24 protein-coding genes are annotated in these 24,416 nt (G+C 48.8%); 10 read left to right on the top strand and 14 right to left on the bottom strand.

All coding sequences use genetic code 11. From position 1 onward, the window contains the following. The first annotated feature begins 1 nt into the window (after position 1). Entirely contained in the window at positions 2–991 is a 990-nt protein-coding gene (locus tag ACTRXD_RS14655) for a hypothetical protein (protein ID WP_442432535.1), read from the top strand. Between the two features lie 179 nt (positions 992–1,170). Next, a complete protein-coding gene (locus tag ACTRXD_RS14650) occupies positions 1,171–2,208 on the top strand; it encodes a sodium:calcium antiporter (protein WP_442432769.1) in 1,038 nt (345 codons plus the stop codon). A 389-nt stretch (positions 2,209–2,597) separates the two neighbouring features. Here ACTRXD_RS14650 and ACTRXD_RS14645 read toward each other — a convergent pair whose 3' ends face one another. From ACTRXD_RS14645 to mgtE, 4 genes are all read right to left on the bottom strand, one after another. Then, a complete protein-coding gene (locus ACTRXD_RS14645; RefSeq protein WP_442432534.1) occupies positions 2,598–3,041 on the bottom strand; it encodes a hypothetical protein in 444 nt (147 codons plus the stop codon). 54 nt (positions 3,042–3,095) lie between these two features. Then, positions 3,096–4,499 (bottom strand): BON domain-containing protein, encoded by a 1,404-nt coding sequence (locus tag ACTRXD_RS14640; protein WP_312746239.1) that lies wholly within the window; start codon positions 4,497–4,499, stop codon positions 3,096–3,098. A 437-nt stretch (positions 4,500–4,936) separates the two neighbouring features. Then, complete coding sequence (locus tag ACTRXD_RS14635; protein WP_312746241.1) at positions 4,937–5,410, bottom strand: CreA family protein; 474 nt, start codon at positions 5,408–5,410, stop codon at positions 4,937–4,939. Between the two features lie 187 nt (positions 5,411–5,597). Continuing rightward, complete coding sequence (gene mgtE / locus ACTRXD_RS14630; protein WP_442432533.1) at positions 5,598–6,947, bottom strand: magnesium transporter; 1,350 nt, start codon at positions 6,945–6,947, stop codon at positions 5,598–5,600. 286 nt (positions 6,948–7,233) lie between these two features. Here mgtE and ACTRXD_RS14625 point away from each other — a divergent pair, with 286 nt between their 5' ends. Then, a complete protein-coding gene (locus ACTRXD_RS14625; RefSeq protein ID WP_442432532.1) occupies positions 7,234–7,605 on the top strand; it encodes a CBS domain-containing protein in 372 nt (123 codons plus the stop codon). Between the two features lie 223 nt (positions 7,606–7,828). Here ACTRXD_RS14625 and ACTRXD_RS14620 read toward each other — a convergent pair whose 3' ends face one another. The 9 genes from ACTRXD_RS14620 to ACTRXD_RS14580 all read right to left on the bottom strand — a co-directional run bounded on the left by ACTRXD_RS14620 (position 7,829) and on the right by ACTRXD_RS14580 (position 16,765). After that, on the bottom strand, positions 7,829–9,190 hold the full coding sequence (locus tag ACTRXD_RS14620; RefSeq protein WP_442432531.1) for a cytochrome ubiquinol oxidase subunit I: 1,362 nt from the start codon (positions 9,188–9,190) through the stop codon (positions 7,829–7,831). Next, a complete protein-coding gene (locus ACTRXD_RS14615) occupies positions 9,187–10,359 on the bottom strand; it encodes a cytochrome ubiquinol oxidase subunit I (RefSeq protein WP_442432530.1) in 1,173 nt (390 codons plus the stop codon). The genes ACTRXD_RS14620 and ACTRXD_RS14615 overlap by 4 nt, the downstream gene beginning before the upstream one ends. A gap of 5 nt (positions 10,360–10,364) precedes the next feature. Beyond that, entirely contained in the window at positions 10,365–10,904 is a 540-nt protein-coding gene (locus ACTRXD_RS14610) for a c-type cytochrome (RefSeq protein WP_442432529.1), read from the bottom strand. After that, positions 10,898–11,464 carry a quinol:electron acceptor oxidoreductase subunit ActD gene (locus tag ACTRXD_RS14605; protein ID WP_442432528.1) on the bottom strand — a complete coding sequence of 189 codons (567 nt, stop codon included), beginning with the start codon at positions 11,462–11,464 and terminating at the stop codon, positions 10,898–10,900. Before ACTRXD_RS14605 ends, ACTRXD_RS14610 begins: the two co-directional genes overlap by 7 nt. Next, positions 11,448–12,776: an NrfD/PsrC family molybdoenzyme membrane anchor subunit gene (gene nrfD, locus ACTRXD_RS14600; protein ID WP_442432527.1), complete on the bottom strand. Its 1,329-nt coding sequence runs from the start codon at positions 12,774–12,776 to the stop codon at positions 11,448–11,450. The genes ACTRXD_RS14605 and nrfD overlap by 17 nt, the downstream gene beginning before the upstream one ends. Further along, a complete protein-coding gene (locus tag ACTRXD_RS14595) occupies positions 12,773–13,510 on the bottom strand; it encodes a 4Fe-4S dicluster domain-containing protein (RefSeq protein ID WP_442432526.1) in 738 nt (245 codons plus the stop codon). The genes nrfD and ACTRXD_RS14595 overlap by 4 nt, the downstream gene beginning before the upstream one ends. Continuing rightward, on the bottom strand, positions 13,510–15,705 hold the full coding sequence (locus ACTRXD_RS14590) for a molybdopterin-containing oxidoreductase family protein (RefSeq protein ID WP_442432525.1): 2,196 nt from the start codon (positions 15,703–15,705) through the stop codon (positions 13,510–13,512). The genes ACTRXD_RS14595 and ACTRXD_RS14590 overlap by 1 nt, the downstream gene beginning before the upstream one ends. 12 nt (positions 15,706–15,717) lie before the next feature. After that, complete coding sequence (locus ACTRXD_RS14585) at positions 15,718–16,206, bottom strand: cytochrome c3 family protein (protein ID WP_442432524.1); 489 nt, start codon at positions 16,204–16,206, stop codon at positions 15,718–15,720. A gap of 115 nt (positions 16,207–16,321) precedes the next feature. Then, positions 16,322–16,765: a PRC-barrel domain-containing protein gene (locus ACTRXD_RS14580; RefSeq protein ID WP_442432523.1), complete on the bottom strand. Its 444-nt coding sequence runs from the start codon at positions 16,763–16,765 to the stop codon at positions 16,322–16,324. A gap of 291 nt (positions 16,766–17,056) precedes the next feature. Here ACTRXD_RS14580 and ACTRXD_RS14575 point away from each other — a divergent pair, with 291 nt between their 5' ends. Together ACTRXD_RS14575 and ACTRXD_RS14570 are read left to right on the top strand one after the other, a co-directional pair. Beyond that, positions 17,057–17,464, top strand: a complete 408-nt coding sequence (locus ACTRXD_RS14575) for a hypothetical protein (RefSeq protein WP_442432522.1) — start codon at positions 17,057–17,059, stop codon at positions 17,462–17,464. Positions 17,465–17,548: 84 nt separating this feature from the next. After that, positions 17,549–17,938 (top strand): hypothetical protein, encoded by a 390-nt coding sequence (locus ACTRXD_RS14570; RefSeq protein ID WP_312746274.1) that lies wholly within the window; start codon positions 17,549–17,551, stop codon positions 17,936–17,938. A gap of 352 nt (positions 17,939–18,290) precedes the next feature. On the opposite strand, the gene ACTRXD_RS14565 is transcribed toward ACTRXD_RS14570, so the two are convergent. Further along, positions 18,291–18,896, bottom strand: a complete 606-nt coding sequence (locus ACTRXD_RS14565; RefSeq protein ID WP_442432521.1) for an NADPH-dependent FMN reductase — start codon at positions 18,894–18,896, stop codon at positions 18,291–18,293. 314 nt (positions 18,897–19,210) lie between these two features. On the opposite strand from ACTRXD_RS14565, the gene ACTRXD_RS14560 reads away from it, so the two are divergent. The 5 genes from ACTRXD_RS14560 (at position 19,211) to ACTRXD_RS14540 (ending at position 24,343) form a co-directional block, all read left to right on the top strand. Further along, on the top strand, positions 19,211–19,843 hold the full coding sequence (locus ACTRXD_RS14560) for a cyclase family protein (RefSeq protein WP_442432520.1): 633 nt from the start codon (positions 19,211–19,213) through the stop codon (positions 19,841–19,843). Positions 19,844–19,995: 152 nt separating this feature from the next. Beyond that, positions 19,996–21,144, top strand: a complete 1,149-nt coding sequence (locus ACTRXD_RS14555) for an AI-2E family transporter (RefSeq protein WP_442432519.1) — start codon at positions 19,996–19,998, stop codon at positions 21,142–21,144. Between the two features lie 89 nt (positions 21,145–21,233). Then, positions 21,234–22,610: a DUF2254 domain-containing protein gene (locus tag ACTRXD_RS14550; RefSeq protein WP_442432518.1), complete on the top strand. Its 1,377-nt coding sequence runs from the start codon at positions 21,234–21,236 to the stop codon at positions 22,608–22,610. A 344-nt stretch (positions 22,611–22,954) separates the two neighbouring features. Continuing rightward, positions 22,955–23,722 (top strand): PRC-barrel domain-containing protein, encoded by a 768-nt coding sequence (locus ACTRXD_RS14545; RefSeq protein WP_442432517.1) that lies wholly within the window; start codon positions 22,955–22,957, stop codon positions 23,720–23,722. 45 nt (positions 23,723–23,767) lie between these two features. Continuing rightward, positions 23,768–24,343: a hypothetical protein gene (locus ACTRXD_RS14540; protein ID WP_442432516.1), complete on the top strand. Its 576-nt coding sequence runs from the start codon at positions 23,768–23,770 to the stop codon at positions 24,341–24,343. The last annotated feature ends 73 nt before the right edge of the window (positions 24,344–24,416 follow it).

Raw genomic sequence — 24,416 nt, 5'->3', positions numbered from 1 at the left:
TATGTCTGTATGGTTAAGTCGTATCTTCATGATGATGTGGTGCGGAGGAGGAATTATGGTGGTCATGCTGTCTCATGATCCTGCAGCCGCCACACAGGGTTCGCCATACGATTCGGAACGTCTATCGTTTTCCGTCAAGGTTAAAGACGAAGTGAATCCTTATCGGGTCTTGGGAATTTATGTCATGCCATCCCAAACTATCGAGTTAGAATGCGTCTTTACTCATCCGCAAAGCTCTTTTGCGGTCTCCAGTGAGGCTGGGGTCCTTGAGGGATATGCGAGAGAACGATGGAAATGGAAGGCCCCCCAGGAACAGGGAATGTACCCCATCATGATTACCGACACGACCACCAATTCCATCATGACATTGAATGTGTTTGTCATGGTGCCGTTTGCTCATGATAGTGAAAAGTTGAACGGCTATCGAATCGGTCGTTATCAGCACAAGCCATTAAAAGATAATCCGACGTACAATCGGCCTCAGGGCTTTATTGAGGTGACGCAGAACAATCGGAATGTACCCGTTTCCCCCCATTTTACGCTAGGGCAATTTTTGGGAAAACAACCCAGCGGCTTTCCGAAATATCTGCTGGTAAGAGAGCGACTGTTGCTCAAATTGGAAATGATGCTCGAAGCCTTCAATCAAGAAGGGATTTCAACGTCGACGCTTCATATTATGAGCGGTTTCCGCACCCCGTTTTATAACCACTCCATTGGAAACCGGACCAAATACAGTCGTCATCTTTATGGTGGCGCAGCCGATTTTTTTGTGGATGTGGATGAGGACAACTATATGGATGATGTCAACCATGACGGTAAAGCCACGATCACTGATGCCATTGTCCTGGCCGATATTGTAAAGAAGAAGGCTCGTGAAACTTGGTATCGACCCTTTATCGGGGGATTAGGAATTTATGGACCCAAACCACATCGAGGGCCATTCGTTCATGTTGATGTTCGAGGATTCCCGGCACGATGGACTCAGCCGTAAGGTTCAGAGGCATTAAATTTCTTGAGTGATGTTGAACCTGACCTCTGTCGAGACAACTAATTTGGTGAACAATACCCTTCACTATTCACATATCTCAGGTATCACTGTAGTTCAGAAGTGCCTGGAACCTATCAACGGAAGCGGTATTGGTCTCAATTCCAAACTTTTAACCCAATAGGATCTTATCACTGGAATCGGAGCGTTGGTCTCTCACTCTTAGCCTGGCTCTTTTTTTCTTGTCCACAGCGGTCATCGGACTGGTCGGCTGGAAACTCACTCAATTGGTAGACCGGCTGGCTGATCGAACAGGAATTGGCGAGGCGCTTGCGGGCGCCGTTTTTCTGGGGGCCAGTACATCCTTGCCGGGCATTGTTACTTCCATGACAACCGCATGGGGTGGTCATGCTGAATTTGCGGTGAGTCATGCCCTGGGAGGCATTGCCATACAAACGGCATTTCTGGCCATTGCCGACATGACCTATCGGCATGCCAATCTGGAGCATGCCGCCGCGTCCTCCGCCAATCTCATGAACGGGGTGCTCCTCATGAGCATGCTCTCGCTCATTTTACTCGCCATCGTGGGGCCTGAATTCAGCCTGTGGAATGTGCATCCGGTCACTCCCTGTGTCGTCGGGATATATCTTTTTGGTCTTCGGCTGGTGCATCATTCCCATGTTGAGCCCTTATGGAGTCCCAAGTTAACTCCCCACACGAAACCCGATGAACCGGAGACAGGCAACCGTCATGAAAATCTTCCGAAATTATTGATGGCGTTCACGGCTTCTGCCGTGCTCATTGGAACGGCCGGGTGGGTTCTTGCCCGTTCAGCCGTCTCTCTTGTGACTCATACCGGACTTTCTGAAACGCTTGTGGGGGGAGTCTTCACGACCATGAGTACTTCTATGCCGGAATTGATCACCTCACTTGCCGCGGTGCGTAGGGGAGCGCTGACGCTTGCCGTAGGAGGAATTATAGGAGGCAATACCTTTGACACGCTGCTGGTCGCGTTTTCCGATTTCGCGTTTCAAGACGGTTCGATTTATCATGCTACGACGAATCAGCAAGTCTATCTGATCGCCTTAACTATGCTCATGAACGGTATTTTACTGCTTGGATTGCTGCGTCGGGAGGAACATGGCATCGCCAATATCGGATTCGAAAGTTTTTGTATTTTGCTTGTCTATTTGGGAGGAATCACTATTCTTTTCCTTACTTGAACTTTTTAAACCCGCTAAAGGTTTTTTAATCAGCCGGATCATCGGGCATGAAGGGAGATATCAATGTGAAGATACTGGCACGTCCTTCATTCCCGATTCCCCGGCCTAAAACTATTCAGAATAGTAAGTTTTTTTAAGGCGACATATTAATTGAAATCGCGCTCCTTCTGTCAAAATCACAGCAGCGCCAAGGAGATTTTGATGGATATGAGTGAGAGCACCTTCCAGTCCCAAACCCTTCCTTCACAACGTCAGCGTCCATTCCATTCATTGTAGCAACCGATGGAGACTTTTTCGCCACCAAGGTAGAATTTTGATAGCCTCTGTTCATTCCTTCTTCTCCTGATGCCGCAGCAAACTGGGTTTGAGAAACGGCATCTTGGAGGTATCTAGTTTGGACCATTCAGGAGCGGCGATGTTTTGTTGTATGTGACTTCCAAATCCGCTAGCACCGCATCCATTTCTGTTTTGTTCCTCTGCCACCCTTTGGGATCACTGACATTGAGATTTTCAGCAACACGTTCCGCATGCTCCAATTCTTTTGTCAGCTTCATCACGGGAGCATAGAGTTCCTCTTTTCTCTCTTCGCTAGTGGCATGCGTCCGCATTTTTGTTAGGTCATTTAGAAGCTTACGTGATTTCTCTATTTTTTGGTGGACATCTTTAATATAGGGTTCGTGATTCTGCTGAACATCCTTTATCAGAGCCACGGGAGGAATAGGTGTCTGTTGAAAATTCATGGTCTTCCCGAATGATATATTCAAAAAAGAGAAAACACAAAGGATCGTGGTGATGAAGAAGATGAATGATTTTTGTGAAAAGTTCTGTTGCATACATACTCTCCTTTCTTAATACTCCTTTTTGAGTGGGTGAAAAAATAATGCACCTTAGGTAGAATGAAAATCAGGACCATACCGCACTCTTAAACGATTACGAATCCGTTCGGCTCCCGAATTCCTGGCGACTTCTCTAGCTCGTCTCCATTCCACGATAGTAGGAACGGTTCCCTTGAGGGTGACGGTGCCATTGGAGACGGTAACCCTAATATCCTGCTCAAAAAGACCCGGATCCCACCAAAATGCACGTCTGATCTCTTCCCAAATTTCCTCATCCAATTTATCAGGCGATTGGATTTGGAGGTAATTCACGACATTGATGACGCCCTTTACTCTTGCCGCGGCGCGAAGGGTTTGGGAAACTTCGGTAGGAGAATTCAGGTATCCCTCGAGAGATACTTTTCCACTATTGGCTGAAATCTTAATTTCGTAGCGATCGATGAGAGGATGCTGATTGAACGCTTCCCGGACCCGTTTTTCCAGATCGCGATCAGTAAGTCGCACGGGAGGACGAACTTTAATGAAACTGCGTACCCGCCAAATGCCTTCCGTATTCCGTGTCGTCTCTTCCGCAGCGTATTTAGCGGCCAGGTTATCCACAATTCCGGTAAGGAAAGCCGTGCCTTCGACAACACGCACGTCGATGTCAACATCCTGAAGGCGGGGTTCATATGTGAAGGCTGTCCGTATCGCCTCTGCTGTATGGGTGTTTGATGTGAATACATCTTTGCGATGACGAAGCATTTTGTCCCGTGCCCACCATTCAACTTTGAGTGGGGCCACATTGACGTCTTTAACCCCACCCACCCAGGCATCTCTATAGGCGCTATTCTTTTCAGCCAGGCTCCCCACCGTACCGGTTAACGTCACATGCCCCTGGTCGACCATGATGCCGATGAGGCTTTCATGGACCCAGACGTCGGATTGAAGGCGGCGGAAAATTTCCGCTTCGATTTCTGAGTCGGGACGAAAAGCCGGCGGGTTCACGGTAATCCGGCTTCTGAGAGATTGAACACCTTTTACCGATTTGACTACTTCCTCAGTCAATTGCTTTTCCTGCCAACTTTCTACTGTTCCAGTCAGCATGACGCGACCCTGCCTCACCTGTACGGTAATTTCATAAGAGTCTGATGCCGGATCTGAGGCCAAGGCGGCATACACCTTGAATCGCAGTTCTTCGTTGCCAATCCGGCTGGTAGGGCTCACGGCGATGGTATTGATAAGCGCTTGAACTCCTCGAATGCTGGAAACAACTTTTCCTGCACGCTCCCTGGCCAGCATTGTAGGGACCTCACCCGACAGCATAACGACTCCATTATCTGTATGGACATCAATGCCATTTGAGGGGACCGTCTGATCGACGAGTAAACGACTTTCAATAGCGACGGTAATATCCTTGTCCGTAATGATAGTCTGGTGCACTGCGGCCAAACCAACTGATGGCAAGGCCAACATTAATAACATTACCCTTACAGGAAGAGTTATGAAGCCTTGTCGAAAAATGTTTTTCATCTGGATTAACCGAGGGTGTTGAAATTATCCCAATATCCCGATTTCTCTCTCAGGCCAAACATTGACCTCGACCGGTGTTTACATCCGTCTAACCCCATTTAGGAGAAGACCACTGGAATACATCTATTGAAATGATGGGAAACGCGTAGCTTTTTCGTTCTGTATACACGAAATTGGAGGAAAAGGGTCCTATGCGAAACCCTGGAATTCCGGGATGCGAAGGGTAGTTTTAGGCTAGGCGCCTCATGCCGGAGGGATTTATGGAAAAGTCATTGTGAGAGTGCACATGAATTTAACAGACCTCAATCAACAGCATATGCGGAGAGAGCATTGGCAATACGACGAGACATTAAAATGTATGCCAATTGGCATGTATTCCTTTATCGTTGTTGTGGATTTGACCACGAACTGATCGGCACGGTCGAGATCGAATTTTTGGGTGAGCCTTCGATCACTTTATCGCTGTATACGAGATAGATGAATGTCTGACGCTTCTTGTCAAAGAATCGGACCACCTGCAGTTTTTTAAAAATCAGTGATCGACTCTCGTGAAACACCTTCTCTCCTTCTTCAAGCTCACCAACAATGCGAATGGGACCGACCTGGCGGCAGGCAATTGAGGCATCTGAAGTGTCCTCAGCGACACCAACCATGCCTTTCAATCCTCCTGTCTTCGCTCGACTCAGATGGCAGGTGACTCCTTCAATCTTGGGATCATCAAATGCTTCAATCACAATTTTGTGATCAGGACCCAAAAAATTGAATTTTGTATCCACACTTCCGATTTCCTCCGCATAACTCGAAGGGACGATCAGAGCGGAAAAGAACAGAACCTTTAAGAAAAATTTCAGCATGTACGCCTTCTCCCTTAACCGGTGTTTGGCCTTATCCAAGATGAATAATTCGATGGGCTTTACTTTACTCTATAGTCCTTATAACTCAAAACTGGACAAATTCGGAACCTCTTCATCCAGAACGTCCACGGCTAGACGCTCCAGGACACAGGGTGTTCTTGTTCCTTGCTCCGCGGGGGTGCGACCATTACATTCCCACTCCTTGCAGTTTATCGATTACCAACCGGACAATAGAAAAATACAGGATAAGACTCGTCACATCCGTCGTAGATGTGACCATGGGGCTACTAGCGACGGCAGGGTCGATACCTAATTTGGTCAAGAGGACAGGAAATAATACTCCGAGAAGATTGGAGACTACAACGACTGCAACCATTGCTAATCCCACACCTACGCCCACAACTATCCCTCCCCATGCATAACCGATACAACCCGCACCGATTCCCATTGTGAAGCCCAGAGTGCTCCCTACAGCTAGCTCTTTCCAGGCTGTGTTCAACCATTGTGAGGCTTTCACGTCCTCAATGGCCAGGGATCGAACCATCAGCATGGCGGCTTGTGCGCCGGTATTCCCCCCGCTTCCCATCAACATGGGAATAAAGAATGTTAAGACGAGTGTGGAAGCTAGGATTTCCTCATACACGGCGATGACGCTGGAAGCAGTCAGGTTGACCAGAATTAACCCCATCAGCCAGGGAATGCGTTTGCGATAGAGCATCCAGATGCCCGATTCCCGGTAACTGGTTTTCAACGGTTCGACGGCTGCTCCTTTTTGAATGTCTTCCGTCGCTTCTTCTTCGGCCACATCAAACACATCATCGGCTGTCACGATTCCGAGTAGAATGCCGTTAATGTCAACGACAGGAAGTGCAAACAGATCATATTTTTGCATCATGCGGACGGCTTCCTCCCGATCGTCCCAGGCCGAGAGTGAGGTAAAGGAGTGGTCCATGATGCTCTCGACTGTCTCCAAAGGATCGGCTAATACAAATTGGTGTAACTCCAACGCATCTAATAATTTCCCATTTTCATCTGTGATATAGATGGTAGAAATTGTCTCGCAATCACTGCCTTTCCAACGTATATGGGTCAGGGCTCGTTGGATGGTCCAGGCGGGAAGCACAGATACATAGTCGGGAGTCATTAATCGACCGACACTTTCATCGGGATACCCCAAGAGCTGTTGTGCTTCCTCCCGGTCTTCAGGACCTAAAAGGGTGAGTAAATGGCTGATTGCGTTGGCGGGCAATTCCTCGAGTATTCCTGTCCGATCGTCAGGCCTCAGTTTGGCCAACAATTCACCCGCTTCCCTGTCGGTGAGTTCGGTCAATAACGAAGCTTGAATTTCCGGCGTCAGGTATGAAAACAGTTCACCGGAATCAGTACGAGAAAGGAAATTGAATACGAGGACGCGGGCCGCTTTGGGGGTATTCGACAGGGCCTCAGCTGCCTCTGGAAGCGGAAGGCCGTTCAACAGCTCTCGCAATTCAGTCCACTTTTGTTGTGCAATCAACTCCTCTACCGTTGATAGCTCCATTTATGACTCCTCCCATCCGGTATAGCGAATGACTGACGAGCTTACCTTATTCGACTTTGTAAAAATAAAAGAATAGATCATTCTTTCAGAACCCCCACGGTTAGTGCCCAGTGAGACGAAAGGGGATTTTCAGTTTGAGGACTATAGACAACAAAGTAAACACCAGGGTTCTTATTAGGGTCGTCCTGTCACGTATTCGTGGTAAGGTCCACCGGTGACAGGTGATGGAAGGAAGTACTAAGTGAGAAATAAGAAGCATGTTTATAAAATACGAAGGAGGAGTAGGATGATCGTCAAGGATATTATGACTCCCGTGGCAGAGGTCTTAAACGGCTATGAATATTTAGATCGGGCCGTCCTGTCTATGAAACGACTCGGTTTAAGCCGTTTGCCTGTCGTTGATCACAACCGGATCGTGGGAATTCTCACTCACCAGAACATAGATATAGAAAGTACTCTTGGTGGCTGGGATCTCACGAAAACTCAGGTTCGAAATGCCATGATGGCCGGAGACATGACCTGTTCCGAATATCTCACGGTCGATGAGATGACCCGACTTCTCAAACGGATGCATAAGAGTTGCCTGGTCGTCTTAAATAATCAGGGACACGCTGTCGGGATTGTTTCGGAGGAAAATATTTCAGGAAGGTCGGTTTAAAAAAGTCATGCCCCATGCGGAAAATACTGTCGATGACTTGAAGTGCGGAAACACATAAAGTCGACGGATCCCGTGATGTGCCGGCCAACGCCCGTTCCCCCAACTTCCGATGATTCTGTCATCTTCAATTGATGTATAACGATTTGAAGTCTCTTCACACGCCAATGTCAGACTTGCAATCGGCCAAAACTCTGCCCTTCCCGCGGAAAATGGAGGATTTGGATTATTGCTCAAAGGAATCGTAAGGAATCTCTTGGGGAAAAATACCATTGTCGGAAGGGGAGGCTTGATACGTTGATTTTTCGTCCTCCAACCGCATCTCACCATAAATGAGGTATCCGTTGACTGCCCGTGCGGATTCGCGTACCCATCCCATGGCTAAGAGAATGATCACCGTCAACCCTGCCAACGTCACCAACATACCCGCCATCCTTCGCGGAGCTCCTGACGCGGATCTCGAAACGGTGGCGGGTGGCATTCGCCCAAACACCCGCAAGGAGTACAGCCAATGTCCGAATCCAAAGACCACAAGGCTTGAAAGCGCAAAATATTTATACGGTTGCATCTTCCCCAAGGAATTAATTTCCTGATCGGTCAACTGATTAAGCAGAGGAATATGCTGCAATTGATAGGGCATTGCCAACATCATTGTGGCGATCACGATGACCATGAGTGACAAGGGGTTGAATCCGATGAAAAATGGAGGCGGTTTTGACTGCGACCGAACCATCTGCATAATGTACAGAGAACCGACCAGTATTAATAATCCATACAACAACGCCACGACATCAAAAAGCCACGAACGTTCTCCTAGCATTACGGTATAAAAGGCCTGGGGTTGTCCATATCGCAAATGAAGCAAATATTGATACCCCACCACCGGCATGACCAGCAGAGCTCCATAGCCAATGACAAAACAGTAACTTCCTCCTTTTTGGAAAAAGTTGCGATCTGTATCGGTTGTAGATTTCAGATAACGTACGGCACAGATCCCACCCAGGGCAAAACCCGCCCACGTCAGATTGCCAAACCACCGATGAAGATCCAAATGAATCATCGTGGGATTGAACACATTTTCCCATGCCGAATGAATAGGATCCGGGGTCAGCATATAGGAAGCGGTAATATCGATCATAAACATGGCACTTAAGGCACAGCCTGCGGCAAGCCATATAAAGGCCAAGTGCACCTTTTGTCTCCACCCATGCCGTCCCCATTCCCAAAGGTAATACCAGGCATAGGCAAAAATCGCTTCTCCCAAAAACAATGCGGCCTCTCCCAAAAACGGCCAAAACATGACGTGAAACAGACGGTGCCAGAATTGAGGCCAATAGATGTTCAGAGCAAACACCAGAACGACGCCAAAGAATGAAATGCTCGCAGTGGAAATCACCAATGCAAATGCAATCAGCTCGGCCAACCGGTGGAACCATTCTTTTTCAGTGAAATAGCTGAATGTTGCCGTCACGGCTCCGATCAAGGATGAACCCACAATAAAGGTGGCAAATAAAGTATGAGTCAGGGCAGAAGCGGCAATTGCCACACGCCCGACGGTAATAGAAGTTTCCAGTGGCTCAAGAGTCATGGGAATGTTTGGCTTCTAAACGTCGATTCCGTCTGATTGTTGATAATTCCATGAATGGTATCGGGACCTCTTGACACTTCCCGGATGGTTCCCATTGTTAAATAGAGAACCAGCGCGGCCAGACCAAGGGCCATGGCGATGAAATGAATGAACGGCTTGTTGAGTGAGGGCGTTGAGCCACGCATCCAAACAGGAAACACATACCAAAGGTACCAACCCGTTTGAAGCAGCACGAGAAGAGTCACGATACGCCGATACAAAGGATACGGCGCCAGAACGACCATCAACACGACCGTCAGCACATAAAATATCTCAGCCCGGTAGGAATGTTCCCGCTCCAGATGAACCGAGCGAAAAATGAGATGGCTGCCTAACAGGAGTAGGGCCAGGAGGGTAAATTGCCCTATCACCAACAGAACCGTTTGGCCTTCATAGAGGTCCTGCAGAATATCCGGCTGTGCATTCTGTATGTGTTGCGCGAAGACGAAACCGGAAACCGGCTGAATCATCAGGCTCACAATGCCGATGGCCATGCCTGTTTTGATGAGTGTGAGGTAATAGGCATCATCCTTATTTTGACCGGAATGTTTCCAAAGACGCCATCCGGCATACGCCGCCATGACATATCCGGCGATGACCAGGTTTCCAAAGAATCGATGGACCATCAAGGGCACCCATGTCGGGTTCCAGAGCCTTGCCCATCCATTATCGCCCTGAACAGGAGTCATCATAAATGAACCGATCCCGTCAAGAATTCCACCCCATATCAGAATGAGTACGGCGGCGACTGTTCCCAACGTGATATGCCAGGTAATACTTTTCGAACGAAGCCGATCCCAAAAATGATAATAGGGATACAGACACAACACTTGAATGAAAAACACGATCAAAGCCAGATGCAAAGGATAGCGGAAGCGGTTAAACAGATAGCTATTTGTGAGAGGGAAAAGTCCGATGAATAATTCCAGCATAAAGACAGCCAACACAATGCTGGTGGTATACGTCACCAGCGTAAATCGTGTGGCCAGATACGCAAAATCCGTGAAATAAGGGCGACTGCGTCCCAATCCTTCCGCGATGGGAGCCAGAACCATGAATCCCACACCAAGACTCGCGAGGGTAATATGGGCCAAACTGAAAAAGCCGATCCAAAAGCTTGAACTCGTCATTCTGTTCACCACATTTCCAAAGACGCTAATAAAATCAACGTATCCGGTTTCTGCAGCAAGAGACTGGCGGATGGCGCATGATCCGAAAAAGTCCGAAGAAAGGCCACTAAGGCCCATCTTTCTTCCTGAGAAAGAAATGGTTCAAACGCGGGCATCACATTTTCTCCATGGGTGACAATGGTATACAGCCCCTCATCCGGTTTCTGTTGCACCGCCGAAGCGTGAAGATTGGGCGGCAGGTCCGGCAGATACCCGGCCACCGGTCCGTCACCCATTCCCTGTTGTCCATGACAATGGGCGCAATTGATGGCAAAGAGCCGTGCGCCATCGAGCGAATTGTTTGTCTGTTCCAGCGGAGATGTCGCAAGGGAAAATGGCGTCATATTCGGAGAGCTTTCCGGCGGTGAATGTACCCGGGGAGCTTCTTGATGAGAAAACGACGGTTGTTCTTCCATATCTTCCGAGCATCCCCATAGAAATAGTCCAGCCAACAGAATCCAACTCAGGAAACGGTACGAGCGGTTCCAATCAACATGGTTCAGCATTTTTCCTCGGTCCTTAAGTTACCCGCTATGGTCCGGATTTCCACTTCAGAAGCCCCGGCTTTTTGAAGCAGGCGGAAAATGGAATGAGCCTTGGCTGTGTCATTCCCAACCTGAATTGATAGACCGACCGACCCCTCATCAATGCGCGGATCATTTCGAAGGCCCGACTGTTGCACGAAGGCAATTTTGATCGCCGCCGCAAAAAAGGTCACGACAATTGCCATCAGCATCATAGTTTCATAGGAGATAATTCCTACTACCGGAATACTCACAATGGGTTTTCCGCCCGTCATTAAGGGATACAACAGCGCGGTTCCTGCGGCGAAAAAAAGGCCGATTCCAATTCCCACAATCCCGCCGATAATGGTCAGGCGATGGAGCGGAATGCGAACCGGTTTATTGAGCAGAGAGGATTCCAGCGGAAGAGGGGAGAGAATTTCCATAAGGATATCGGGAATGCCCTGGCGTCGTAATTGATCAAGCACAGGAGGGAGAGAAATCGCCGGATCGAATAATCCCAGCACCACCTGTCTGTCTGCCGTCTCAGTGTTCTTGGGCATGTTTTTTCCCCAGTTTTTCTTCCCAGATTGAAATCACCGGAACGAATTTCACCGCAAGGGAATACAACAAGAGAGCCAGGGCCAACGTTCCAACCAGAATGGCGAGTTCGATCAGCGAAGGGAAATACTCATCCCACTGAAATGACAGTCTCGGATGGGCGAGGGGAGGGACAATGATCAGCATGCGCTCTATATACATACCGAGATTGATGATCAACCCCACCATCATGAGTCCTACCGGCCATTGTCGAAAACGAGGCCATACCAGCGTCAGCAGAGGAACGACGTAAATACAACTCACCATGAACCAGAACGGGACGGCATAGGCTCCGTAGAGGAGAGAATTCTGCACGGCAATATGATCCGGCACCTTGCCATACCAGATCGTTAACTGCTCAGCAAAATACATATAAGCCAGGACCAGGGTCGTGACGAGCAACAATTTCCCCAGTTTCTCAAAATGTTCGGTTCGAACATAATTTTGCAAATGATACACTTTCCGCAGAACGTAGAGACCAATCAACACCATCGCGAGGCCTGAATGCACCGCGCCGACCACAAAATAGGGAGCGAAAATAGTCGAATGCCATGCGGGCACGAGAGCCATACTGAAATCAAAACCAACAATGGAATGCACCGAAATCATAACCATCACGATCAAGGGCGTGATAATGCGTATGGCCGTTTCCAACGTGCGCCACTGCGCTTGAGATCCATGCCATCCGATCGCCAACCAGCGATACACCGTTTTTCTCCAACCGTGAATTCGATCCCGAGCCAGCGCAAAGTCGGGAATTAAGGGCAGATAAATATAGATGGTGCTTGCCGTCGCATACGTAAAAATGGCTGTCGCATCCCACATCAGCGGAGATCGAAAGTTCGGCCAGAGTTCCCGTTGATTGGGGTATGGAATCAGGTAATAAAACCGCCAGACCCGACCCAGGTGATAGAACACGAATAACGCGGTGACGAGAAGGGCCACAACGGTCATGAGCTCAGCCATTCGCGTGATAGGGCGACGCCATTCCGCATTCGTTAACCGCAAGACACCGGAAATAAACGTTCCGGAATGGCTGACGCCGATCCAGAAGACGAACGAGGCAATATAGGATCCCCAGAAAATGGGATGATGCAAATCGGTTTGTCCGATTCCGGTCTGAATTTGGTAGGTCCAGGCTCCTGCGCCCGCTGCGACAAAGCAGGACAGCACGCCTACCCAGAGATAATAGGTCCAGGTCGTGGTCTGAAGCGGCGAGAGAAGGTCCCGGTTGATCTTGGGCATTTCCTCCCACACCTTTGGTCGGTCGGTCATTCCGACAGCCTCCGCAAATACGTCACGGCCGGATGCGTACCCAGAGATTCCATCAGATGAAATCCCCTCCGGCTCTTCTTCAAGTGAGACACCCGGCTGTCAGGATCATTCCGATCACCAAATATCAGGGCGGATGTGGGGCAGGATTGCACACAGGCGGGTGTGATTTCTCCATCCCTGACCCGGCGGCCTTCTTTATGGGCCGCTTCCTTTCCACTTCGAATTCGTTGCACGCAAAACGTGCATTTTTCCATCACGCCACCGGATCGGACGGACACATCCGGATTCAACTGCTCCGCCAACGGCTCGTCCCAACTTGGGTCGAACCAATTAAATTGACGGGCGACATAGGGACAGTTATTCCCGCAGTATCGAACACCGATACAACGATTATAGACCTGAGCATTTAACCCCTCAGGGGTGTGATACGAAGCATAGACGGGACAGACGGGTTCACAGGGAGCATCGTCACAATGCTGGCACATGACCGGAAGGAATTTGGCTTTGACGTTGGGATAGTCTCCTTCCCAATATCGCTCAATGCGAATCCAATTGATCGCTCGCCCTTCGGCCGCTTCCTCCTCCCCGGAAATGCGAATATTGTTTTCGGCATGACACGCCACCACACAGGCTTCACATCCGGAGCACCGGTCCAGATCGACGACCATTTCCCATTTATAGGGGGATGCCGCCTGTTTTGAGTATTCATTTGTTGCTTGAGGATCTTGACTCATTACAAACCTCCTGTTTCTTGTATACGCCCGAAGACAGGGTTCTTTCCGGACTGCTCCAACATCGGCAACCGCGATCCGCCTTTAATACGCTCAACACGAACGCGCGTCCCGCCTGTGGCCAAAGATCCTGATTGCTGATCAAAACTTGGGCCAAGCAAGACCATGGGATTCACTCCTCGCCCCTTGGCATATCGTCCGTACGCACGGTGCCCCTGGCCCATGGGAACGGCAATCATGTCCGGATGCAGACCTGGAAACACCATGACGGACGCTTCGATCGATCCATAATCCGATGTGACTCGAACCCGGTCGCCAGGATGTATTCCTAACGCCTGGGCCGTGGTTGGATTGAGTTCAATCCAACTTCCCCACATGCCGGTGGTCAAAGGATCCGGCAATTCTTGAAGCCAGGGACGATTGGCCCCACGCCCGTCATGCAATCCCAAAGACGGATAGGGATAACAATACAGAGGGTAGTCGGAGGAGTTCCCCAGGAATTGTGGCGGTTCATAGGTGACGGAGGGTAGGACCGGGTTCATCTGACGCATGGGGATGTTGGAAGGCCACAACCCGCCTTGCTGCAAAGTCTTTCTCCAGCGGGTATCAAATGACTGTGGCGAATCATGCTTCGTAAGGACAGTCTGCCACCGGCTCTTCAGCATATCGTGAAGGGTATTCCAGGGAACCCGTTCACGGAGAGATCCGCCCATTCGATGAGCGGCGTCCAACCACACATCACCGATGGACCTTGTGTCATAGAGAGCACGCACCACAGGCTGCGATACACTCCAGGTCGGCACGGGGGTCGTATCCTGTTGAACAACATCACCCCACGATTCCAGCGGGCCATGATCCGGCAGAATCAGATCAGCCATCAGCGTCGAGTCATCCAGGAAGGAACTGAAGCTCACGATGAACTGCGCATGGTCAAACACCCGCTCAAACTTCAGTGACGGTGGAAGGGTGAAAAGAGGATCGGCGCGATATACATGAAGCAGCGTGCGGGAACCTTGCTCAAATTCCCTCGCCAAGTCCATCATCGTGCGCTCACTGGCCAGCTCGGATCGGGCGAGGTCCACCGGCGAGTCTGGAGGTTCTATCCATTGGAGTCCGCCGCGTCGCCCAATAGCGCCGATCATCACGTTGAGTGCATTAATGAGGATAAGCGTTGATGTGCCGTTGGTCTGGGCCGCAGCCGGACCTCCACCCAGAATAAGCGGAGCATTCGCTGATGCCAGTTCATGGGCCACTTGAGTAATGATCTCTTGCGAGACTTCTGTGTTGGCCGAAATATCTTCCAATGAGAAAGCAGAAAAGGTGTGGTGAAAAGATGGCCGGTGAAATGAGGAAAGTCCTGTCAGGCCATCCCGTAATAAAACCTGTCCAATGCCCATCGCCAGTAACCCTTCGGTTCCCGGCCTAAGTGGAATCCATTGATCCGCATTCGACGCGGTGAGCGATAGACGTGGCTCCACCTGAATGAAACGACCTCGAACCAACGGACGACCCTGCCGGAATTTTCCATAGGCCACACCAAAGGATACTGGTGAGAGCCAGTGTTCTAGGAATGGCGCACCGAATGACAAGAGGTAATCCGCATTTGCCAGGTCATAATATGGAAGGGCATGGGTTCCAAAGCTGAGATGGTTGGCTGTTCTGAGAGTCCGTTCCCCCGTGGATTCATACATCACGAGACGACCGGATAGGGAATCCATCATTGTGGTCAACAGGCTGGCTACTGTGCCTGACATCGGACGGGCAACCATGGCGGACTTTCCGGCATGCGTTCCGAGTTGCTCCACCCATTCTGCTAGACCTTCTTCCCAGGTGATCGGACGGAATTGGCCTTGACCTCGTTTGCCTTCACGTCTGAGAGGACCTTGAAGGCGGTCGGGATTGTACAGACCCTGAAGAGCGGCTTGTCCTCGGGCACAGAGTTTTCCCTCATTGACCGGATGTTTGGGATTGCCTTCAATTTTTTTTGCGCGCCCTTCCATGACGCGAACCAAGGTCCCGCAACCGGCTTCGCATTCCTGACATGTGGAGGCATACCAATTCGCCACTCCGGGAACAATATCCTCGTCCGGCAACAGATAGGGCACCAGGTTATGCACCTCTCGCTCACATCCCGGCAGAGATGACCCGGCTGCTGTCAGTCCAAGAATCTTAAATAAAGTCCGGCGGTATAGGTCCATGGCCGTGTCCTTTTACTTGTGACAGGTCCAACAATCGTGGGAGGCCCCTCGTTGTTCATGGCAGGTCAAACACCAGCCCATTTCATAGGTGGGAGCTCTCGGGGTGCTCGACATGCGGGCAACATTTCCATGGCATGAGGTACAGGACAGGCCCGCGAACAGATGCATTTCATGCGTGAAGTAGACATGATCCGGAAGCCGCTGCAGTCTGACCCATGGGATCGGCCGTTTTTCTTTCCAATAGATCTGCAGCATTTCCATATCCGGTGTCGTTGCAGAAAGGGACTCATGACACGTCTGGCACAAGGCCATGGAGGGCACACCGGCCACGGGAGATTGTGTGGCATACCGATGACAAAATTGACAATGGATATTCAACGTTCCCGCATGTTGCCGATGACTGAATTGTAAAGGTTGCTGATCTTGAATAGGCAGGTCGGCACTTCCGATGGAATAGAGTGCACCGATCCCCATGGCAAAACCTCCGGCTAAAAATGCCAAGATGACTCCTTTTATTCTTCCAGACTTCATTCTTGTACAGATGTGAGGATGATAAGTGACCTATGGCTGATGTCCCTTCATTCTTGTCCGCTTCGGCCCATGGCCCCCCACAGCCTTACCGGGCCTTGAAATTCTGAGGGATTTGATCCGTCGTTGAGTAGAATTCCCATATGAGGAATTTCCACTTTTCATCCTTCATGTCCGGCCAATCATTTTTATTAAAGCCTGGGGCCTTTTCTAATTTTTTCGGCTGAATATCCAGAGTCAAATACTCGCGATCCGGTTGGTGGGCAAGCGAGGCCCAGGGGACAGCAAAGAGCTTATCTCCCATACCTAAAAACCCTCCAAAGGATAAAACGGCATACCCGACTTCTCCATTGCTTCCAATGACCAGTTCCTCAATCTGCCCAATATCCTCGCCTTGCAAATTCTTGACTGATTTTCCAACCAGCTCACTCGCTTTGTAGGAGCCCTGGTTAGGGGAAAAAGCCATAGCTTGGGAACAGGGCTCAAGGATGAAGATGAAAGCGAAAAAAGTCATTAAAAAGGATACCGGCATAGAGACCTCCATCGTGCGGCGGATTCATAGGTCCTTTTTACTAACATTCACTTAAGAAGCAGGGTGCTCTGTTCAATGTAAATTCCTATTCCACTCACTAAAATAGATAAAATATGTTGGTCCATCAGCACTTTGTCCAGCATCCTCCAAAGACCCCTCTGTAAAGGTAGGTTAACTATGAAGGAACCACGAAATTGGCACAGTCAAGGGTTTTTGATAGTGGCGGATTCCATCGAAATGCACTAAAAAGCAGCAGGCTGATTTTGTCATGAATGGATGAAGGAGGCGCAGATGATTTTTCTTGTGACAGAGGACCAAAAATTTGTAGAGATGATGACAGGCCGGTTGCGAAAAATGGGGAAAGGTGCGATGGGAATTTCCCCGACTCAAAATTTGCGGATGCACCTTCGACAAACCCCTCCAGATATCATCATCCTGGATGGTAATTGCCCGTATATTGATACGATAGAAATTTTAAGGGATCTGAAATCTGCCGGGTTTAAAGGCCAAACGATTGTATTGGGAGGTGGAACTTCTGAACCATTCGTTCCTGAGGTGTCCCGTTTTGGTGCTATTCAAACGGCCGGTCGTCCTCTGGCCGTCAACCGGGTCATGGGTGCTATCCGGATTGCCCAAGAGCATTTGAATTTGGATTTATGTTATTCCTCGGCAAAAAGGCAGGAAGCGTCCTGGGCATGAGGCCGGAATTGTTAAAGGCAGGACCTGAATTCAAAAATTTATTCAATGTAAAAAATCCGACCTAATCGAAGGGAGTCTGTTGTTATGCCAAACACCAATGCATCATTTTCTGCCTTTTCCCGGGTAGATCAATTGAAACAGCAATTGAAAAAGTTGGAGAACCTGAGTGAATCCCCGGTCGATACCAAAGTATTGGACCAGTTTGATCGTGAGACTGAGGAGATATTGAAACGGGTAGACGGAAGAGAAGGAAAAATGGCGGCCTATAATTTTGCCACCATGGCAGAAGCCGAAGCCTTGGTCAATCTTCCTGAGTCTGCTCAAGAACCGACCTCCCGAGACCTTTTACAAAAATCTTTGCAGCAAAGACGACAGGTGTTATTGGGATTGGTCAGTGAAATGGAAAGCCTGGAAGAAACAGAAGCCGAAGTTCTGACCGGAGAAGATCGAGAAGATCCTCCGCTCATGGGATAATAAAAATAACCATGAAAAAAAATGAGTCTGAGGGAATATCGTCTGAATGATCCCTGCCTGTTTTACCGCGGGCTTATCCCTTCAATCATTTGGCCAGTTAAAAGAATCCCATTGCCCGTGCCAATAGAGGGCAAATCTGCCTGGTCATCATGAGTGGCAGAGCCATATCTGCTGCAGCCAACCAATAATATAGTCTAATATAGCCTGCTCAAGTCGCCATCAAGCGGCGCGAGTACAGAGGGCTAACAAGCATCAGAGATACTCGTGCGTCGGTTTTGTTTTGAGTGGTCTATCAATCTCCTCTTCTCTCAAGAAATTCTGTAAATGCCATGTTCGATCAACCTGACGCGACTTAGGTAAGCGATTCTGTTGAACTCTCACTTCGAGGGCAAGGATCGGCCCTGGCCTGTTTGAGGGCATACGCATACCATTCCAGTTCTTCAAAGAACTCTTTGGCCTTTTGATGAAAATTTTGATCAGCAGGCGTGCCATCTTCCTGAAAGGCGTCCTGAACATGAGAGATGGGGAACAGAGATGGAATACTGGACATCCCCAGTTCAGCCAACATGGCCCTGAGGGTCATCGCGGCACGAACTCCGCCGAAGGCACCTGCTGAATAACATACGATGGCGGAAGGTTTTCGAAAGTATTCCTCAAGAAAATGGTCTAATACGTTCGAGAGGGCAGGAGGAATGGTATGATTGTACTCGCCCGACACAATAATATACCCGTCAGCCGGAATAATCAGGTCAGCCACCTGTTGGAGAGATTGAGGTGCCTGACCAGGCTTGAATTCCTTATACATTTTATCCAACAGCGGGAGAGAGTAGAGAAGAGGATCGATGAGTGTTGCGGCATGGCCGCGGGTATGACAGGTGTTCAGCATAAAGCGAGCGGCCTTGATTCCCTGCCGGTCGGTTCTGACCGATCCATAAATTATAGCCAAATTTAGTGGCATGGAGAATGGACTCCTCGTCGAGCGAATTTCACCGAGAGATCACTTATTGAAAAGGCATGAACCGTGTACATTTCCTCCACGTAGGTCCTTCACTGTTGTCAGTATAAAACGGGTGTTCAGCCGCAGAGTGTGGACAAATCTTATATGAGCCTTTAAAAAAGATCTATTGAGCGTCGGCATGAATTAACCATAATCTAATTCTTACATTCCATCCAGTGCATGGCTCCGGTAAAAGGTGTAGTAGTAAGAATTGGCCTGGCCTACCTCCCGGTGTGAAAAGAGAAGCCCTTGAGAAGTCGGAATGTGGAAAGGTCATGATACCTAATTGGATTGATATCTCAATGCCTCTGTATCCGGGAATGGTTCAAAGACCCGAAGACCCACCTTTTCAGATGGAACGGGTAAGGGGCAGGAAAAATGGGGATAAGTTTCATATCTCCAAAATATCAATGAGTTCCCATGCCGGAACGCACATTGGTGCTCCGGTGACATGTGGAAATTCTTTCCACGATAATGAACAAACAGAGTTCTCAGCAACAATCGGTCTGGCCAAAGTGATTGAAATTCAAGATAAGAATTCTATAAAAGCGGAAGAACTAAAAAAACACCGGATCTATTCGCATGATCGGATTCTCCTGAAAACACGAAATTCGGCATCTGACTGGGACTCTGGACATCCCCATGAAGATACGATCTTTCTTGACCGAACTGCCGCGGCATGGCTTGCCGAACGGCGGGTGAGCACCGTCGGAATCGATGCGCTGTTCATTGGCGGGAAACACGAAAGTGAGATTGCACGCCTGCTTATTCAAGCCGGGATTGTCATTATTGAGGGACTCGAATTTTCCCGGGTGAAACCGGGCGAGTACATGCTCATCTGTTTACCCTTAAAAATTCCAAAGGGAGATGGTGCTCCAGCCAGGGCCATTCTCCAACCGGTCCGGTGAGGGGGAGGAAAGTTTTTTGAGTAAGTGGCTCATGCCGATGAAGGGTTATCCATTCCTGAAGAACGGAAGGATCAGGATGTTTATGAATGGCTTCTGTGACATATATGTAAGTTCGGTGCCTCCACCCCTTTTGCCGAACTTGGCTCCCTCCGATGCCTGAAATCCAACAGAAGGAACCCTCGGAATTCGAACATGAGGGTTCCTCTCCACCTCTTTCATCCACATTCGAAGCCGGCCATCTATCCCAATTATTTCAGGGACCGATCAATATCCGGTCCATTGCCCTCACCGGATTGTTTCTGTATGCCTCACTCATGGTGATGTATGTGGCCAAAGCCATTATGCTCCCTGTGTTCGTGGCTTTATTTCTGAATCTCTTGTTAGCTCCTCTTGTGCGGGGAGTTGAAAAAATCTATATTCCCGCGCCCCTGGCGGCTGGGGGGATTCTTCTCGTATTAATCAGTACTCTGACGTTTGGAATTATTCAGTTGTCGACTCCCGCTTCTCTCTGGCTGGACCGTGCCCCGGAAGCCTTACAACAGGTAGAGCGAAAAATTCGGACCATCAAAAGCTCGGTCCTGGAAATGGGGAAGGCGACCCAAGCGCTGGAGCATATGGCGAGTCTTTCGGAATCTCGGAAATCGCAAAGAATTGAGGTGAAAACCGACAGTTTGGGAGGACTCTTGATTGATTGGACCACGGAATTTATTCTGGGGCTGGTCTCAACCATGATTCTACTGTATTTTTTCCTTGCCTCCGGCGATTTATTTCTGGAAAAACTCGTGAAAGTTCTTCCACGATTTTCAGATAAGCGACGGGCAGTGGAAATTGTCCGTGGAATAGAAGCTAATATCTCCAGTTACCTTGTCACGGTGACGAGTGTGAATGTCGGTCTTGCCCTGGTGACCAGTTTTGCCATGTATCTGCTCGGCATGCCTAATCCGTATTTATGGGGAGCGATGGCGGGTATTCTGAATTTCATCCCTTATGTGGGTAGTATTCTTGGTTTAGGCGCGGTGACGTTGGCAGCGACCATCACCTTTGATCATATGAACATCGTAGCTTTGGTGTCCGGTACCTATTTATTGTTGACGGCTATTGAAGGAAACTTTATCACACCCCATTTATTGGGACGAAAATTGACATTAAACCCTGTGATAATTTCGGTGAGTGTCTTGTTCTGGGGCTGGTTGTGGGGAGCCGTCGGGGCGCTACTCGCTGTCCCTTTTGTCGCATCCCTTAAAATTATTTGCGATCAAATCGAGCCGCTCAATCCCATTGGGGAATTTTTAAGTCGTTAAGTTTACAATGTTGTGAGCGATTTACCTTTCTGCCCGAAATAAGATGGCGGGATGATGAATGCTCATTACTTTGGAAGAAGGGGCCTTTCATGCCGGCTTGGGTATTAAATTGGCTGACTAAACTTCGCTCGAGCCTCTGGCTCATACCTACTTGTATGGCCATTGCCGCCATTTTCCTCTCGTTGGCCGTTCCGTATCTCGACGCGTTCTTTTCTCCCGAGAAAATTGACTCTCTTCGGTGGCTCAGCAATATGGGGCCGGAAGGCGCGATGACTCTGCTTTCGACTATTGCCGGTTCCATGATTACCATTGCCGGTGTGGTGTTCTCCATCACAATTGTGGCTCTCACTCTGGCTTCGGCACAATTCGGTCCACGTCTTTTAGGGAATTTTTTGCGAGATCGAGGTAATCAAGTAGTGCTGGGAACTTTTGTGGCGACGTTTCTCTATTGCCTGCTCGTCTTACGAACCATCCACATGGATCCCAATGGCTATACCCCCTATTGGGGAACGTTGGTGGGCCTCATTTTGGCCGTGTGTAGCCTAGGGGTATTGATTTATTTCATGCATCATATTGCCATTTCCATTCAGGCCCCGAATTTGATCGCTGCGGTCTATGGGGAATTGGAAGAAGACCTGACCAGACTTTTTCCAGAACGTTTAGGAATGGAGGAGGAGAATGAATCGAACAAAACCAGTATTCCGCATCTCATGGCCAGAATAGACAAAGAGGGAATGGAAATAAAGGCCGACCTTGGTGGGTATCTTCAGGCAATTGAAAATAATGCACTGCTGGAAATCGCCCGCGAACAGAATTTGGTGATATTTCTTCATTATCGGCCGGGCCATTTTATCGCCAAGGGAGCATCGTTAGCTAAAGTTCTCGCCCTTGGGCCGATGGCAGATGTCGTATCTCAACCTATCAATAAACAAATGATCTGTGGAACCAACCGCACCCAGGAACAAGATATCGAGTTTTCCGTGCTTCAACTTGTGGAGGTGGCCGTGAGGGCACTTTCGCCTGGAATAAATGACCCGTTCACTTGCATAAACTGTATTGACCACCTCAGCGCGATATTATGCCAACTTTGTCAACGAAAAATTCCTTCCCCGTTCCGGTACGACCCCGACGGAGTTCTTCGGATCATTACTCCGCCAGTAACGTTTGAAGGTGTCTTGAATGCCGCGTTTCATCAAATTCGACAACACGGAAAAGGAAATGTGGCGGTGATCATCTGTTTGTTGGACGGCTTGGGACGTATAGGGGAAAACGTGGAACGAAATGAGGATCGTGAAGCAATTCTTCGTCATGTCAAAATGGTCCAAATAGCGAGCCGGGAATCCATCCAACAAGAAATGGATTTAGAGGCAGTGGAGGATCGATGCCGTCAAGTCATGGCTTTGTTAAAGAATAGAGTCAATCGTAGTTCCCTTTTGATGGACAAAATGTTGCCTATCCTTCCCTAACTGTGCCTTTCACTCCTGCTCCTGGGACCATTGATGTACCCATTTAGGCCCTCCAGTTCATAATTCGTCGATTAAGACCTCGGATTCCTTGGCATGGTTTTTCTGTAACGTTTGGAACGTTGCCAGGAAACTTTCGGCCCTCTATCACCCAGAACATTATATGACTGGACACGCTCGTTCTGAGGCAGGTGTTTGACTTTTCAAGGAGGCTGATAAAAATTTTGTACATTGTTTTCTCAACCCTAGAAAGTGGTTAATGAATTCATAGGAGAATGTCTACTTATGGTTATTCGAATTCAGGTGTCTGGGCATTCCTTGATACACATTAATTGAGAAGGAAGATTATGTTGAAACCGTTATTAGAAATGCGAGGCTTTCAGTTGCGAGCCATCGATAAAGACCTGGGAAGCGTCGATGATTTTTATTTTGACGACCGCTTGTGGGAAATACGGTATCTCGTGGCGGATACAGGAAATTGGCTCCCCGGAAGAAATGTACTCATCAGCCCTGAGGCTCTTGAACCGTCGAATTGGGAGGATAAGGTCTTTCCCCTTAAGCTGACTTCAACGGAAATCGAAGATAGTCCGGGTATAGAAACCGACCTGCCTTTTTCCCTTCAAAAAGAAAAGGAATTACGCTTATTTTTTAAATGGAGAGAATATTGGGACGATGATATTTTCATCCAACCTTCCGGTTTCACACCGATGAGTGTTCCCGGCGGGGAAGCCATCGAACCTTTGCTCAAAGATGGAAGGAACTTATCCGGCAAATTGAATGGAAACCCCCATTTGCGGTCCGCGAATGAGGTTCAGGGGTATTACATCGGGGCCATGGACGGAGAGATCGGCCATGTGGAAGATTTCATCGTGGACGATACCTCATGGCAAATCCGATATTTAATTGTGGATACCCATAACTGGCTGCCGGGGAAAAAGATTCTCATGGCACACGAATGGGTCAGTTCTATCGATTGGAATAAACAAACTGTTGCGGTAGATATGACTCGAGACACCATTGAAAAAAGCCCTGAGTATGACCCCAACCAGCCCATCAATAGAGAATATGAAGTTAGAATGTATGAATTTTATGGTAAACCCCACGACTGGGAATGAATGAAAAGCAGACACCTTGAAGACCTTCAACAAATGGAGCCATCAATGCGAAATACCATTATGACCATTCCGTTGCCCACCGCTCTCGTTGGATTGGGTTTGTACTGGTTATGTAAAAGTTCCTCGGAAAGTTCTGTCGGGACCCTGAGATCCGATGGAACTCAATCTTTTCCTTGGCGTAAGCAGGGAGATGGCCATCCGCCTATGGAAGAACAAGTCAAAGAGAGATTACACGATGCGAAGGATACCGTTGAGGGCCATCTGACGGAGTGGAAGGATCAGACGAGGCAACAGGCTTACGAATGGAAAAAAGAGACCGAACAAAAAATGGAAAATGTAAAGGGATACCTAACTGAGAAAGGGGCGGTTGCCCGAGGAGAATTGACTCAGCTTTTGGATAATTATCCCCTCGCTGTCGGTGCAGGTATGGTCGCGCTCGGCGTAGCCGTTGCAGCAGTGATACCCGTGAGTCGAAAAGAAGACCAATGGATGGGATCTTCCCGTGAAAAAATGGTGGAATCTGTAAAGACGACCGTTCGGTCGACGGCCGAAGATGTGACACAGAAAGCTGGAACCATCGCGGAGAAAGTCTTGCAGAATACAGAACATCCAGTTTCTTAATATTTAAACACTCAATATTTTCATGGCATCATGAAGAAAGGAAATGCATGAATTTTTATGTCAAAAGGATTTT

Origin of the sequence: Nitrospira sp. T9 (genome assembly GCF_052156535.1) — a bacterium.
Taxonomy (GTDB): Bacteria; Nitrospirota; Nitrospiria; order Nitrospirales; family UBA8639; genus Nitrospira_E.
The sequence above is the reverse complement of the archived record's forward strand: the minus strand, read 5'-3'. Positions and strand labels throughout refer to the sequence as shown.

Excerpts from the sequence above, each read along its gene's own strand:
- ACTRXD_RS14655 (WP_442432535.1), top strand. The coding sequence starts at position 2 with ATGTCTGTATGGTTAAGTCGTATCTTCATGATGATGTGGTGCGGAGGA.
- ACTRXD_RS14645 (WP_442432534.1), bottom strand. The coding sequence starts at position 3,041 with ATGCAACAGAACTTTTCACAAAAATCATTCATCTTCTTCATCACCACG.
- ACTRXD_RS14640 (WP_312746239.1), bottom strand. The coding sequence starts at position 4,499 with ATGTTGGCCTTGCCATCAGTTGGTTTGGCCGCAGTGCACCAGACTATC.
- ACTRXD_RS14635 (WP_312746241.1), bottom strand. The coding sequence starts at position 5,410 with ATGCTGAAATTTTTCTTAAAGGTTCTGTTCTTTTCCGCTCTGATCGTC.
- mgtE (WP_442432533.1), bottom strand. The coding sequence starts at position 6,947 with ATGGAGCTATCAACGGTAGAGGAGTTGATTGCACAACAAAAGTGGACT.
- ACTRXD_RS14625 (WP_442432532.1), top strand. The coding sequence starts at position 7,234 with ATGATCGTCAAGGATATTATGACTCCCGTGGCAGAGGTCTTAAACGGC.
- ACTRXD_RS14620 (WP_442432531.1), bottom strand. The coding sequence starts at position 9,190 with ATGACTCTTGAGCCACTGGAAACTTCTATTACCGTCGGGCGTGTGGCA.
- ACTRXD_RS14615 (WP_442432530.1), bottom strand. The coding sequence starts at position 10,359 with ATGACGAGTTCAAGCTTTTGGATCGGCTTTTTCAGTTTGGCCCATATT.
- ACTRXD_RS14610 (WP_442432529.1), bottom strand. The coding sequence starts at position 10,904 with ATGCTGAACCATGTTGATTGGAACCGCTCGTACCGTTTCCTGAGTTGG.
- ACTRXD_RS14605 (WP_442432528.1), bottom strand. The coding sequence starts at position 11,464 with ATGCCCAAGAACACTGAGACGGCAGACAGACAGGTGGTGCTGGGATTA.
- nrfD (WP_442432527.1), bottom strand. The coding sequence starts at position 12,776 with ATGACCGACCGACCAAAGGTGTGGGAGGAAATGCCCAAGATCAACCGG.
- ACTRXD_RS14595 (WP_442432526.1), bottom strand. The coding sequence starts at position 13,510 with ATGAGTCAAGATCCTCAAGCAACAAATGAATACTCAAAACAGGCGGCA.
- ACTRXD_RS14590 (WP_442432525.1), bottom strand. The coding sequence starts at position 15,705 with ATGGACCTATACCGCCGGACTTTATTTAAGATTCTTGGACTGACAGCA.
- ACTRXD_RS14580 (WP_442432523.1), bottom strand. The coding sequence starts at position 16,765 with ATGCCGGTATCCTTTTTAATGACTTTTTTCGCTTTCATCTTCATCCTT.
- ACTRXD_RS14575 (WP_442432522.1), top strand. The coding sequence starts at position 17,057 with ATGATTTTTCTTGTGACAGAGGACCAAAAATTTGTAGAGATGATGACA.
- ACTRXD_RS14570 (WP_312746274.1), top strand. The coding sequence starts at position 17,549 with ATGCCAAACACCAATGCATCATTTTCTGCCTTTTCCCGGGTAGATCAA.
- ACTRXD_RS14565 (WP_442432521.1), bottom strand. The coding sequence starts at position 18,896 with ATGCCACTAAATTTGGCTATAATTTATGGATCGGTCAGAACCGACCGG.
- ACTRXD_RS14560 (WP_442432520.1), top strand. The coding sequence starts at position 19,211 with ATGATACCTAATTGGATTGATATCTCAATGCCTCTGTATCCGGGAATG.
- ACTRXD_RS14555 (WP_442432519.1), top strand. The coding sequence starts at position 19,996 with ATGCCTGAAATCCAACAGAAGGAACCCTCGGAATTCGAACATGAGGGT.
- ACTRXD_RS14550 (WP_442432518.1), top strand. The coding sequence starts at position 21,234 with ATGCCGGCTTGGGTATTAAATTGGCTGACTAAACTTCGCTCGAGCCTC.
- ACTRXD_RS14545 (WP_442432517.1), top strand. The coding sequence starts at position 22,955 with ATGTTGAAACCGTTATTAGAAATGCGAGGCTTTCAGTTGCGAGCCATC.
- ACTRXD_RS14540 (WP_442432516.1), top strand. The coding sequence starts at position 23,768 with ATGCGAAATACCATTATGACCATTCCGTTGCCCACCGCTCTCGTTGGA.